The organism is Pseudomonas sp. 9AZ (assembly GCF_902506525.1).
GTDB classification, from domain to species: Bacteria; Pseudomonadota; Gammaproteobacteria; order Pseudomonadales; family Pseudomonadaceae; genus Aquipseudomonas; species Aquipseudomonas peli.
In genome coordinates, this window is the sequence record NZ_LR733840.1 from 770,829 (window position 1) to 783,667 (window position 12,839).

The 12,839-nt window shown below is 59.7% G+C and carries 11 protein-coding genes and 1 tRNA gene; 8 read left to right on the forward strand and 4 right to left on the reverse strand.

Going from position 1 to position 12,839, the window contains the following annotated elements:
• The first annotated feature begins 450 nt into the window (after window positions 1–450).
• Window positions 451–714, forward strand: a complete 264-nt coding sequence (locus ALTER154_RS03765; RefSeq protein WP_160085307.1) for a hypothetical protein — start codon at window positions 451–453, stop codon at window positions 712–714.
• Window positions 715–790: 76 nt separating this feature from the next.
• Here the strand turns inward: ALTER154_RS03765 and ALTER154_RS03770 are convergent, their stop codons facing one another.
• On the reverse strand, window positions 791–1,423 hold the full coding sequence (locus ALTER154_RS03770; protein ID WP_160085308.1) for a recombinase family protein: 633 nt from the start codon (window positions 1,421–1,423) through the stop codon (window positions 791–793).
• A 667-nt stretch (window positions 1,424–2,090) separates the two neighbouring features.
• Window positions 2,091–2,924 carry a tyrosine-type recombinase/integrase gene (locus ALTER154_RS03775; protein ID WP_160085309.1) on the reverse strand — a complete coding sequence of 278 codons (834 nt, stop codon included), beginning with the start codon at window positions 2,922–2,924 and terminating at the stop codon, window positions 2,091–2,093.
• Between the two features lie 559 nt (window positions 2,925–3,483).
• Here ALTER154_RS03775 and ALTER154_RS03780 point away from each other — a divergent pair.
• From ALTER154_RS03780 to ALTER154_RS03790, 3 genes are all read left to right on the forward strand, one after another.
• Window positions 3,484–3,568 (forward strand) — tRNA-Leu (locus ALTER154_RS03780).
• 361 nt (window positions 3,569–3,929) lie between these two features.
• Window positions 3,930–4,142 carry a cold-shock protein gene (locus tag ALTER154_RS03785; RefSeq protein WP_090248782.1) on the forward strand — a complete coding sequence of 71 codons (213 nt, stop codon included), beginning with the start codon at window positions 3,930–3,932 and terminating at the stop codon, window positions 4,140–4,142.
• 193 nt (window positions 4,143–4,335) lie between these two features.
• Window positions 4,336–4,830, forward strand: a complete 495-nt coding sequence (locus ALTER154_RS03790; RefSeq protein ID WP_160085310.1) for an RDD family protein — start codon at window positions 4,336–4,338, stop codon at window positions 4,828–4,830.
• 62 nt (window positions 4,831–4,892) lie between these two features.
• On the opposite strand, the gene lptG is transcribed toward ALTER154_RS03790, so the two are convergent.
• Window positions 4,893–5,954 carry an LPS export ABC transporter permease LptG gene (gene lptG, locus ALTER154_RS03795; protein ID WP_160085311.1) on the reverse strand — a complete coding sequence of 354 codons (1,062 nt, stop codon included), beginning with the start codon at window positions 5,952–5,954 and terminating at the stop codon, window positions 4,893–4,895.
• Complete coding sequence (lptF, locus tag ALTER154_RS03800; protein WP_160085312.1) at window positions 5,947–7,068, reverse strand: LPS export ABC transporter permease LptF; 1,122 nt, start codon at window positions 7,066–7,068, stop codon at window positions 5,947–5,949. Before lptF ends, lptG begins: the two co-directional genes overlap by 8 nt.
• Before the next feature lie 143 nt (window positions 7,069–7,211).
• Between lptF and ALTER154_RS03805 the strand changes: the two genes are divergently transcribed.
• The 4 genes from ALTER154_RS03805 (at window position 7,212) to ALTER154_RS03820 (ending at window position 12,772) form a co-directional block, all read left to right on the forward strand.
• Window positions 7,212–8,702, forward strand: a complete 1,491-nt coding sequence (locus ALTER154_RS03805; protein ID WP_160085313.1) for a leucyl aminopeptidase — start codon at window positions 7,212–7,214, stop codon at window positions 8,700–8,702.
• Window positions 8,703–9,000: 298 nt separating this feature from the next.
• Window positions 9,001–9,420 (forward strand): DNA polymerase III subunit chi, encoded by a 420-nt coding sequence (locus ALTER154_RS03810; protein WP_090248792.1) that lies wholly within the window; start codon window positions 9,001–9,003, stop codon window positions 9,418–9,420.
• A gap of 9 nt (window positions 9,421–9,429) precedes the next feature.
• Complete coding sequence (locus ALTER154_RS03815) at window positions 9,430–9,828, forward strand: DNA polymerase III subunit chi (RefSeq protein ID WP_160085314.1); 399 nt, start codon at window positions 9,430–9,432, stop codon at window positions 9,826–9,828.
• Window positions 9,829–9,940: 112 nt separating this feature from the next.
• The gene (locus ALTER154_RS03820) at window positions 9,941–12,772 is read left to right on the forward strand and encodes a valine--tRNA ligase (RefSeq protein ID WP_160085315.1); all 2,832 of its coding nucleotides are present in this window, start codon (window positions 9,941–9,943) and stop codon (window positions 12,770–12,772) included.
• Window positions 12,773–12,839 lie beyond the last annotated feature (67 nt).

The following is a 12,839-nucleotide window of genomic DNA, read 5'->3' on the forward strand; positions in this document are numbered from 1 at the left end:
CGGAAACAGCTCATTTAATTGTGTCTCGGTTAGCACATCGTGGGGCGGGAAAATGCGGACATCTCCCGCAATATCATTGGCTCCCCCGGAGGCCGTAACGGCGGTAACTGGGGCCACCCTGAGCCGGCCGTCTTCACCTTTCGCGCTGACGGCTAATGGCCGCTCTCTTGAGTTCCAGTGATAGCTTCGCAGCCAGTGTGCGCGGCCTTTCCTACAGTGGAATGTAGAAAACAACAGGGGATGAGACCGACGGGAGGAAAGCGCGAGACGCTTGATGTCTTCGCTTGGGCTGATGTGTTCGGAAGCGGTTGTAATTGGCTCTGAACGTGCGTCTAAAGTGTAGCTATCGTGCTGGGTAGACTGCAAATCCTGCTCGGTCTTGTGCATCCTATGCGCCTCTCCAGGGGCTGCCTGGGGAAGTTTCAAGACCACAGACAAGGAGTAGAACGGATGCAAGTTGCAGTACCGACCAAGAACAGCCCGCACGTCTTTGTTAACCAGACGCTGACGCTGTTGGATTACTGGCCGGAAGTAGCCGACAGGGTGCCGAATATCCCCGGTGCGTGGTGGCTGGTGACTAGGTCGCTGGCGCAGGCCTTGGAGGCCTCAGGGGAAGTGGTGGCGACTGCTGCCTGCTCTGATTGGTGGTTCACTACAGTAGATCGCCCGGAGGATGCCTTAGAGGCGCTGGGGCTGACTGACTTCCTAGCCTGAGCATCCCCCCCAGATACGCCAAGCCCCCGTTGGGTGACCTCCGGGGGCTTCGTCTTTGTGTTGTAGGTGATAGGCGTCAGGCTGTGGCGGTGGCCTTGTCTCTCGCCCGCAGGACAGTGCTGGTGCTGACCCCCAAGAGCTTGGCCGTCTCCCTGATGCCCGTCCCTTTGTTCAGCAGAGCTAGGATGCTGGCGTGCTTGTCTTTGTCGATGCCTCGGCCCTTGTAAGCCCCCTGAGCCTTGGCCTTGGCTATGCCTTCGTCCTGCCTTCTGCGTCGGTCTTCGTAGTCCTTCCGGGCTACCGCTGCGAGCATGTCCAGCAGCATGTCATTGATGGCCCCCAGCATCCGAGAGGTGAAGGCGTCGGCTGTGGTGGCGTTGGCTGTGGCCATGAACTGGTGAGAGGTCGGCAAGTCCAGTGCTACGACCCGCACCTCCTTCGCCTTGATGGTCGCCCGGAGTTGCTGCCAGTCGCCCTCAGTGAGACGGCTCAAGCGGTCGACCTGCTCAACCAAGAGAACATCCCCCGGCTTTGCGTCAGCCAGCAGGCGAAACAGCTCAGGGCGCTGCAGAGACGCGCCGCTCTCGTTCTCAGTGTAGTAGCTGGCAATGGCTAGGCCATGACTCAGTGCAAAGGCGTCCAGTGCAGAGCGTGCGCGGCTGGCGTCTTGTTCAGTGGTGGATGCCCGGAGGTATGCGCGGACAAACATGGGTGACAGCTCCTTGTTGTCGTTAAGGTGTTGTCACTATGTATGTTGCCGTATGAGTGGTCAATACCCTGTCAAACGACAACAAACTCAAGGGCTGTTGCTGTTGTCGCCGAGGTATACCCAAAGAGAACGCCCGGAGCGGTGCTGGAAGGGGGCAATGCCTAGGCTCAGGCAGCAGCGAAGGTCTGCAAAGAGGGACGCCAAGGCTGGGCTGTCGACAATGGGTAGGGTAAGCCTGGGCTTGATGTCGGGACGAAATGAAAGCCCCCCCGGTACGGGGGAAGCCGACCAAATCCTTATTACAGAAGGGCGCTCAGATTTTTTCGCCAGAAACATTCTGGACAGTCACAGCAGCACCCATCATGAAGATCGGAAGCAGTACTTTCGGCGATGGTCTAACTCTAATGCTTCGGCGTAGCGCTGTCGTTGAACGGCTTCAATCGCCAAATCCAGTAGGTACGCATTACAGCCATGCGCCCCCAATACCTGGACGACATCTCGGGTAGTGAGCGCTGCTCCAATAGGCTTACTGACCTGACCGAGAACAGTTTCACCGATAGCCTGCGCCTTCTCACCGGCAGACCAGTTAGCGACGGAAAGCATTGGAATGAGCAACATGCACGCAATGACGACCGATACGACCACACTTTTACCCTGCATACCCCACCTACCTGTAATCGCGCCCTAGCAACTGCATGAATACATTTTCCACCGCCTGCATCGGCTCCCTCAAGTCCTCCACACTCAACCGCAGGTAGTGCTTCATGGTCACGTCACCACCGACGCTGTGGTTGACCATCCGCTTGACTGTAGCCAAGTCCTTGAGCGTCCTCTGAGCAATGGTGACAAACGTCCGACGCAAGTCGTGGGGCGACCATTTGAACTGCAGCTGATTGACCAGATGCTCGACCATCAACTCCAAGCGACGGGTCGTGAGCTGGAAGACCAAGCCCTGACGCCCCTCACAGTGAACCTTCAGCAGCGCATAGAGCCGCCGGCACAACGGTAACCGGTGGTCGCTACGGTTCTTGGTGTCGTGGAAGGTGACTGTCTTTGCCTGCCAATCAATGTCCGTGGTCTTCAGCCGCAGCGCCTCCCCTCTTCTGCAACCGGTCAGAGCAATGAAGACGAAGGCCGCTGAAGCCTCCTTGTCGGGCAATGCTTCAACAGCCCTCCACCACCTTGGCTGCAGCGCGTCAGGAATGACGCCATCTCTTGGCTTGATGTGGTGAAGACCACCCATAGCCTTAAGTCTCTGCGTCGGGTTGATGGCCGTGATGCCGTATTTAGCAGCCCCGAACGACCAGACCGCAGAGAAGATACGGGCAAGCTGATTGGCCTGCGCTTTGGACTTAGCACTGACCTCGTTGAATCGCTTCTCGAAGACATCCGAGGTTGTGGCCAGCCAGCTTCGCTCAAGCCAGTCAGTGGCATAGCGGTTGAAGACCTTTTGATAGTCGTCAGCGGTGGATGGCTTCAGCTTGCGAGTGTTGCGGTACACGTTGAAGACCGCCTGCAGTGTCGGTGCCGGCTTGGTCTTTGGCTTAGCCGGAGGTGCGAGCGCTGGTGCTGGGAGTGGCGCAACCTCAACCCGAGCAACATCCTGCCTAGAAGTAACCCCAAGCCTTGCTCTCAAGGCATCCAGCGCTGCCGCCCTGGCCTCCTCCGCGCTCATTACAGGCCAATGGCCAAGCGTCCTATAGCTTCCCCGCAGGCGAACCCGGAAAACCCTTGAGCGCGCCCCTGCGACCATCTGGAAGCCGACCAAGTGGCTGTCGTGGATGACCTGTCGCGCATGTCCTGAACAATTGACCCGAGCGACCGAGGAATCGGAAAGAAGGAAGCGTTTTGCTGCTGAACTCTGCGTCACCATTGCTACACCGCTGCGTCACCAAAGTGCATGGGCGTGACTCAGCTGTGAACGGCCAGACGTGGGCCTTCCACACTCAGAGAGGTAGCGTCAGGAAGCCTTCAAGAGGCCCGAAAGCATTGAAATACAAGGATTTGCAGCAAGTGCATTGACCAACCCCAACACCATCCCTATACTGCGCCGCCATTGTGCCCCGGTGGCGGAACCGGTAGACGCGGCGGATTCAAAATCCGTTTTCGAAAGAAGTGGGAGTTCGAGTCTCCCCCGGGGCACCATAGATTCGAAAAAAGGCCTTGAGATTCAAGGCCTTTTTTATTGCCTACGAAAAAGCCGGGCGCATGCAGATGCGACATCTTTCTCACGCGCAAACGCGCCATAAAGGCACACTCAACGCGCCGCAGAAAACACCTGAACCCCAGCAATTACATGCCCTGCACGGGCTTGGCATTTGCCGGGAAGTTGGCGTAAAGTCTGCCCCACTGTGTTTGCATGGGTCGCCGAAAATCGTGACCTGGTGCAGTAGATCATCCAGATCCGCTACATCCCGCTCGACGTCGCCTGCCACCTTGCAACCAGTATTCAGCCCCTCATGTCGAGTAGCGGCTGTCATCAACTCAAGGTTCAAGGAAATACATCATGTCGAATCGTCAGAACGGTACCGTGAAGTGGTTTAACGACGAGAAAGGTTTTGGCTTTATCACGCCAGAAAGCGGTCCGGATCTGTTCGTGCACTTCCGCGCGATCCAAGGCAACGGCTTCAAGAGCCTGAAAGAAGGTCAGAAAGTCAGCTTTATCGCTGTGCAAGGCCAGAAAGGCATGCAGGCTGACGAAGTACAAATCCAGGAATAATCCTGCCGCATTGAAGAACCCCTGATGGCAACATCAGGGGTTTTTTGTGCCTTGTCATCCATGATGACCATCCCTGGGAGCCGTCGCTGGGCAAGGTTAAAAATGATTACCGATCATTTTTTATGGCCGACCACCCCCACGGATGCCTTATTGTTGCCGCCATTCCGCCAGCCGAATAACTAAAGAGCCGACCATGACGAAACACCTGCTGCGCCCGCAGGGTGAATTCCCCACCGCGGGGCTAATCCGCCGCCTCGCCGCGATGTTTTATGACTTCCTGCTGTGTATCGCCCTGCTGATCGTCGTGACCTTTGTCTACAAGCTGATCCTGATGGGTTTCTACGGCGAGGCGCAACTAAAGCAGATGTCCGACGCTGGTGCCTTGGATGGCGACCCGCTGCTCTCGACCGTGCTGTTTCTCAGCCTGTTTGGCTTCTTCGCCAAGTTCTGGACGCATAACGGCCAGACACTGGGCATGCAGGTGTGGGGCCTGCGCATTCAGAATCCCGACGGTACGGCGATCAGCCTATGGCAGGCATTGCTGCGTTTTCTGGTTGCCATCGGCTCCTGGCTACTGCTGGGCCTGGGGTTTCTGTGGGTGCTTTGGGATAAAGAAAAGCGCAGCTGGCATGACATCTACTCGGACAGCCAAGTGATTCAGCTGCCGAAGAACATCCACAAGAAGTAGACCTCCAGATACAAAAAAGCCGGCGTGCCCAATAAGTGCACGCCGGCTTTTTTACGCCTGAATCAACCGGCGCGGCGCAGCAACCAGACGCCGGCCAGCGCGCAGATACCGGCTGGAATCAACACCGCCAGCAGCGGCGAGAAGCCGAACACCAAGCTCGATGGGCCGAGCAAGTCCTGACTGATCTTGAACACGAACCCCACCAGCACCCCGGTAAACACCCGCTGCCCCAAAGTCACAGAGCGCAGCGGGCCGAAGATAAAGGAAATCGCCATCAACACCAGCGCTGCGGTTACCAGCGGCTGCAGCACCTTGGTCCAGAACGACAACCAGTACTGACTGTTATTCAGCCCCTGCTCGGCCAGGTAGTGGATATAGCTCCACAACCCAGTGATAGACAGCGCATCAGGTGCCAGGACTACGGTGCCAAGCAACTGCGGCGTCAACTCGACATCCCAGCGCTCATTGTCCTGCTTGATGACCTCACTGCTGCGCTCACGGAAGTGCGTGGTTGCAACATCTTCCAGCTGCCAGTGATCACCCTGGTACTGCGCACGTCGAGCGAAACTGGAGGACTGCATACGCTTGTGGTCGTCGAAGCGGTAGCGAGTCACCCCGAGCAGCACGCCATTGGGCTGCACGGCGTTGATGTGCACATATTCCTGCCCCTGGCGATGCCACAGGCCACGCTTGGCGCTCTGTGCTTCGCCGCCGCCTTGGGCCATGGCGCGACTGGCCTGAGCCTGATTTTCGCTGTAAGGCGCCAGGTACTCGCCAATTAGCACGCCGACCAGCATCAGCACCAGCATCGGTTTCATCACCGCCCAGACAATCCGCCCGATCGATACACCCGCCGCACGCATGATGGTCAGCTCGCTGTTACTGGCCAGCGAACCCAACCCGATCAAACAGCCAATCAAGGCGGCCATCGGCAACATTTCATAAATTCGCCGCGGCGCCGTCAGCAGCACATACCCCAGGGCATCAAGTAGGCCGTAGTTGCCTTCGACATCCCCAAGCTCATCGATAAAGGCAAACAGCAGTGCCAGACCGACGATGATGCCTAGCACAGCAAGAATGGCGACAAACACCTGAGCGCCGATGTAGCGATCCAACTTAACCACGGGCCACCTCCAACGCCACACGACGGGCTGCCCAGCGCAAGCGCAACGGCTCCCAATACAGCAACAGCAGCCCGATCAATGCGAACAGCCCATGCACCCACCACAAGCCCAGGGCTGCGGGGATCTTTTCTTTATCCAAAGCACCGCGCGCGCCAATCAACAGCGCCAGGTAAGCCATGTACAGCAGAATGGCCGGCAACAGCTTGAGAAAGCGCCCCTGCCGTGGATTAACCCGCGACAGGGGCACAGCCAGCAGAGTGACGACAAAGACCAGTACTGGAATCGACAAACGCCACTGCAGCTCAGACTGCATACGTGGCTTGTCGCTGCCAATTAGCTCGCGCGTAGGCATGGCCTCGCGGTCGGTGATTTCCACTGCCACTTCCGGCTTGGGCAATAGCACGCCGTAGGTTTCGTACTGGATAGCGCGATAATCCGCCTGGCCCGGGTTACCGTCATAGCGGTAGCCATTTTCCAGAATCAGGTAGCGACTGCCGTCCGTTTGAATCTCCTGACGGCCGGATTCAGCCACCAGCACGGAGATACCACGCTCCTTATCACCACTGCTGGACAGCTGCTTCTCAGAGATAAACACCCCAGCCAGCGAGCCGCGATCCTCGGACAACTCCTCGGTGTAGGTCACCCGCGAGCCATTCTTCATCGACTGAAAACGCCCAGGCTCCAGGGTATCCAGCTCCGTCATGGCGCTCTGCTGGTTCAAAATCCGCGCCACATGCTCAATGCCTTGCGGTGCCAGTCCCAGGCTCAGCCAGCCAGCCAGCAGCGCCACCAGGGTTGCGGGTGCCAGGCTGTAGGCAAACAAGCGTTGCTGGCTCATGCCGGTGGCCGACAACACGGTCATCTCGCTGTCGAGGTACATGCGGCCATACGCCAGCAGGATGCCGAGAAACAACGCCAGCGGCAGGATCAGCTGCAAAAAACCAGGAATGCGGTACGCCATGATCAGCAGCAGCACACCGGGATCGAGCAGCCCTTGCGCTGCCTGAGCCAGGTAACGGATAAAACGGCCACTCATAATGATGACCAACAGCACCGCGCTCACGGCACTCAAGGTCAGCAACACTTCACGGGACAGATAACGGAAGACGATCAAACCAGACACTCCAGGGTTGTCAGGCTCAGGCGGCTAAGATCAAACTAGCCGCACTGCTTGCCGGCTCGCCCAACTGGCGAACCATCGAAAAATAGCCGGCATTATCCTGCAATACCGACGCCTTGTCTTGGGGACACCACGTAATGGAATTTATTGTTAAAAGCGTACGCCCAGAAACACTAAAAACCGCCACCCTGGTTATCCCTGTTGGTGAGGGCAAAAAACTCGGCGAAACCGCCAAGGCCATCGACACCGCCAGTGCTGGAGCGATCAGCGCCCTGCTCAAGCGCGGCGACCTGGCCGGCAAGGTCGGCCAGACCCTGCTGGTGCACAACCTGCCAAACCTCAAAGCCGAACGCGTGCTGCTGGTCGGCACCGGTAAAGACAGCGAACTGTCTGACCGCCAACTGCGTAAATTGATCACAGCCGTTTACAACAACCTGAAAAGCCTCGGTGGCAGCGACGCGGTACTCGCGCTCGACGAGCTGCAGGTCAAGGGCCGCGAGACCTACGGCAAAACCCGCCTGATGGTGGAAAGCCTGGCCGACGCCGGCTACTGCTTCGACCGCTTCAAGAGCCAGAAGGCCGAAGCCGGCGCGCTGAAAAAGCTCACCCTGCTCACGGACAAAGCCAACCTGGCCGACGCCGAGCGCGCCAGCACGCACGCCCAGGCGATTGCCGCCGGCATGGCCTTTACCAAGGACCTCGGCAACCTGCCGCCGAACCTCTGCCACCCAAGCTATCTCGCCGAAGAAGCCAAAAATCTGGGCAAGACCTACAAAAACCTCAAGATCGAAATCCTTGATGAGAAGAAGCTCAAGGAACTCGGTGCCGGCGCCTTCCTCGCCGTTGCCCAGGGCAGCGACCAGCCGCCGCGGATGATCGTGCTCAACTATCAGGGCGGCAAGAAAACCGAGAAACCCTACGCGCTGGTCGGCAAAGGCATCACCTTCGACACCGGAGGCATCAGCATCAAGCCTGCTGCCGGCATGGATGAGATGAAGTACGACATGTGCGGCGCCGCCAGCGTGTTCGGCACCCTGAAGGCCGTGTTGGAGCTGCAACTGCCGATCAACCTGGTGTGCCTGCTGGCCTGCGCCGAGAACATGCCAAGCGGCGGCGCGACTCGCCCTGGCGATATCGTCACCACCATGAGCGGGCAGACCGTGGAAATCCTCAACACCGACGCCGAAGGCCGTCTGGTGCTGTGCGACACCCTGACCTATGCCGAGCGTTTCAAACCGCAAGCGGTGATCGATATCGCCACCCTCACCGGTGCCTGCATCGTGGCCCTGGGCAGCAATGTCTCCGGTCTGATGGGCAACAACGACGAACTGGTGCAGCAAATCCTCGGCGCCGGCCTGACCGCCGACGACCGTGCCTGGCAGCTGCCACTGTATGACGAATACCAGGAGCAGCTGGACAGCCCGTTTGCCGACATCGCCAATATTGGTGGGCCGAAAGCCGGCACCATCACCGCTGGCTGCTTCCTTTCTCGCTTTGCCAAGGCCTACAACTGGGCGCATTTGGATATCGCCGGCACTGCCTGGATCAGCGGTGGCAAGGACAAAGGCGCGACCGGTCGCCCGGTGCCGATGCTGACGCAGTACCTGCTGGATCGCAGCAACGCCTGAGAACCTGTATCGGATCTGCTGCGCGTCGGCGATACGGCGTTAAAAATGGCCTCGAAAGCCGCTTGCGGCTAACGTGCTTTAGCGCGACCCGAAGGGCGAGTGAAACGAGTAATGCTCATTTACAGCTCGTAAACTCCGCTTCCTCGGCCATTGTTGCCTTGTCTCGCTCTAGCTCGCGAGATCCGAAACAGGTTCTAAGTTCCAGGCGCATTGTGGGAGCGGTGTTAACCGCGATTGACTGGTAAGCTGCACGCCTGTCAGCAAGCCGCTCCTGCAACTAACGCCAAACCGTGCCGTCATGCCCCGAATAGAATTCTATGTACTGTCTACTGCCGTGCCGGCCGAGCGCCTGCGCGCAGCCTGCCAGCTGGCGATGAAAGCCTGGCGCGCCGGCCTGCCGGTGTTTCTGCGCGGCAGCGATGCGCAGCAATGCAGCGAGGTGGATGAACTGTTGTGGCGTTTCAAGGCGGAAAGCTTTGTGCCGCACAGCCTCTACCAGGATGACGCGCACGCACCGGTGGTGATTGGCCAGGACGAAGAACCCAGCAGCACTCAGGGCGTGCTGATCAACCTCGGCAGCACCCTTTCACCCCAGGTCGAGCGCTTTAGCCGGGTGATTGAAATCGTCAACCAGGAACCCGACCTGCTGACAGCCTGCCGGGAGAATTTCCGCAGCTACCGGCAGCGCGGGTATGATCCCAAACGAGTCGAACTCTAGTTGCACAGTATGGACACCCCAAAACCGCCGCAAAAACCCGCCCAACTGCTGAACGACCTGGAGTCGATCCGCCAACTGCTGGGCGATGAAAACCTCGAACCACCGCTGCTGGTCGACACGCTCGATCCGGACAGCATCCCCCTGCTCTCGGAGATCGTCACTCCACCGCCCGTGGCCGCCGCCCCAGCACCCGCGCCCAAGCCAACGGTTGCGCAAACCCTGCGTGAAACCGTGAGCCAGAGCGTCAGCCGCGACAGCGAACTGAACCGCCTGGACAGTGAACTGCGCGCCGCCGCCCAGTTGATCCTGCAGGATGTGATCGACGATTTCGTGCCGCAGATCGAGGCCGAGCTGAAACGCCGCCTGGATGCGCGCCTGACCCGACTGCTTCCGCCGCGTCGTCCGTAACCACACGCACGCCCACCAGTCAGCCGTACCGCGCGCGCCCTTACGTCATATAGGCCATCCCCGCTATACTTGCCGGCTTTTCCGTCTAGCCGTCATAAGGGTCCCGCCGCGCATGGACAAGACCTACCAGCCGCACGCCATTGAAACCGCCCTGTACCAGAACTGGGAGGCGAACAACTATTTCGCCCCGCAGGGTGCAGGCGAGCCTTACACCATCATGATCCCGCCGCCGAACGTCACCGGCAGCCTGCACATGGGCCATGGTTTCAACAACTCGATCATGGATGCGCTGATCCGTTTCCGCCGCATGCAGGGCCGCAACACCCTGTGGCAGCCGGGTACCGACCATGCGGGCATCGCCACCCAGATGGTGGTAGAGCGCCAGCTGGCCGCCGACGGCATTGGTCGTCACGATCTGGGCCGCGAGAAATTCCTGGAGAAAGTCTGGGAATGGAAGGAGCAGTCCGGTGGCACCATCACCCGGCAGATCCGTCGCCTGGGCAGCTCGGTGGACTGGTCGCGCGAGCGCTTCACCATGGACGACGGCTTGTCCGAATCGGTGAAAGAAGCCTTTGTGCGCCTGCATAAAGATGGCCTGATCTACCGCGGCAAGCGCTTGGTCAACTGGGACACCAAGTTCCACACCGCCATCTCCGACCTCGAAGTGGAAAACCACGACGAGAAAGGCAGCCTGTGGAACCTGCGCTACCCGCTGGCTGACGGCAACACCACCGCCGACGGCAAGAATTACCTGATCGTCGCCACCACCCGCCCGGAAACCATGCTCGGCGACAGCGCCGTGGCCGTGCACCCGGAAGACGAGCGCTATAAAGCCCTGATCGGCACCTTTGTCGAGCTGCCGCTGATAGGTCGCCGCATTCCGATCATCGCCGACGATTACTGCGACCCCGAGTTCGGCACCGGCTGCGTGAAGATCACCCCTGCCCACGACTTCAACGACTATGAAGTCGGCAAGCGCCACAACCTGCCGCTGCTGAATATCTTCGACAAGAACGCCGCCGTGCTTGCGCAGGTCCAGGCGTTCAATGTCGATGGCAGCGTCAACAGCCAGATCGACTGCAGCCTGCCGGCCGAATACGCCGGCCTGGATCGTTTCGAGGCGCGCAAGCAGATCGTTGCCGCCTTCGAGGCCGCTGGTCTGTTGGAAAGCATCGACGCCCACGCCCTGAAAGTGCCGAAAGGCGACCGCTCCGGCACCATCATCGAGCCGTGGCTGACCGACCAGTGGTACGTCAGCACCAAGCCGCTGGCCGAAAAAGCCATCGCCGTGGTCGAGAGCGGCGAGATTCAGTTCGTGCCCAAGCAGTACGAAAACATGTACTTCAGCTGGATGCGCGATATCCAGGACTGGTGCATCAGCCGTCAGCTCTGGTGGGGCCACCGCATTCCAGCCTGGTACGACGATGCCGGCAACGTCTATGTTGGCCGTGACGAGGCGGAAGTACGCGCCACCCATAACCTGGGTGACGCCAACCTGCGCCAGGACGAAGACGTTCTGGACACCTGGTTCAGCTCGGGCCTGTGGACCTTCTCCACCCTCGGCTGGCCGCAGCAGACTGCCGAGCTGAAGACTTTCCACCCGACCGACGTGCTGGTCACCGGCTTCGACATCATCTTCTTCTGGGTCGCCCGGATGATCATGCTGTCCACTCACCTGACCGGGCAGATCCCGTTCAAGACCGTGTACGTACACGGCCTGGTGCGCGATGGCCAGGGCCAGAAGATGTCCAAGTCCAAGGGCAACGTGCTCGATCCGCTGGATATCGTCGATGGCATTACCCTCGACGAGCTGCTGGAAAAACGCACCAGCGGCATGATGCAGCCCAAGCTCGCCGAGAAGATCGCCAAGCAGACCCGCGCCGAGTTCCCTGAAGGCATCGCTGCCTACGGCACCGACGCCCTGCGCTTTACCAACCTGGCGCTGGCGTCTACCGGCCGTGACATCAAGTTCGACATGGGCCGCGTTGAGGGTTACCGCAACTTCTGCAACAAGATCTGGAACGCCGCCAACTTCGTGCTGGAAAACACCGACGGCCAGGACACCGGCGTCAACGGTGAGCCGGTCGAACTGTCCTCGGTGGACCGCTGGATCATCTCGGCCCTGCAGCGCACCGAAGCCGACGTGACCCGTCACCTCGACGCCTTCCGCTTCGACCTGGCGGCGCAGACACTGTACGAGTTCATTTGGGACGAGTACTGCGCCTGGTACCTGGAGCTGGTCAAGCCGGTGCTGTGGGACGAAGCCGCGCCAATCGAACGCCAGCGCGGCACCCGCCGCACGTTGATTCGCGTGCTGGAAGTGGCGCTGCGTCTGGCCCATCCGTTTATGCCGTTTATCACCGAAGAAATCTGGCAGCGCATCAAGGCGCAAGCCGGCGTCAGCGGCGACACCATCATGCTGCAGGCCTGGCCGGTGGCCAATGAAAGCCGCATCGATGCCGCTGCCGAAGGCGATATCGAGTGGGTCAAACAGCTGATGCTCGGCCTGCGGCAGATCCGTGGCGAGATGAAAATCTCCATGGCCAAACGCATCGATATCATCCTGCAGAACGCCAGCGCGGAAGACCTACGTCGTCTGGCCGACAACGCGCCGCTGCTGAACAAGCTGGCCAAGCTGGAGTCGGTACGCGTGCTGGAAGCCGGTGAAGAAGCGCCGATGGCCGCCACCGCTCTGGTTGGCGATATGCAGGTGCTGGTGCCGATGGCCGGGCTGATCGACAAGGACGCCGAACTGGCGCGCCTGGATAAAGAGATCGCCCGTCTCTCCGGTGAAGTGCAGCGCGTCGGCGGCAAGCTAAGCAACGAAGGCTTCGTCGCCAAGGCGCCGGCCGAAGTGCTCGATAAAGAGCGCGCCAAGCTGGCCGAAGCTGAGCAAGCCCTGAGCAAGATGGTTGAGCAGCGCGGCAAGATCGCCGCACTCTGATCCTCTGGCAACTCCCGCAGCCCGCGCCCTTACCGGCGCGGGTTTCGTTTTTTCTGGGTTGGGCTTT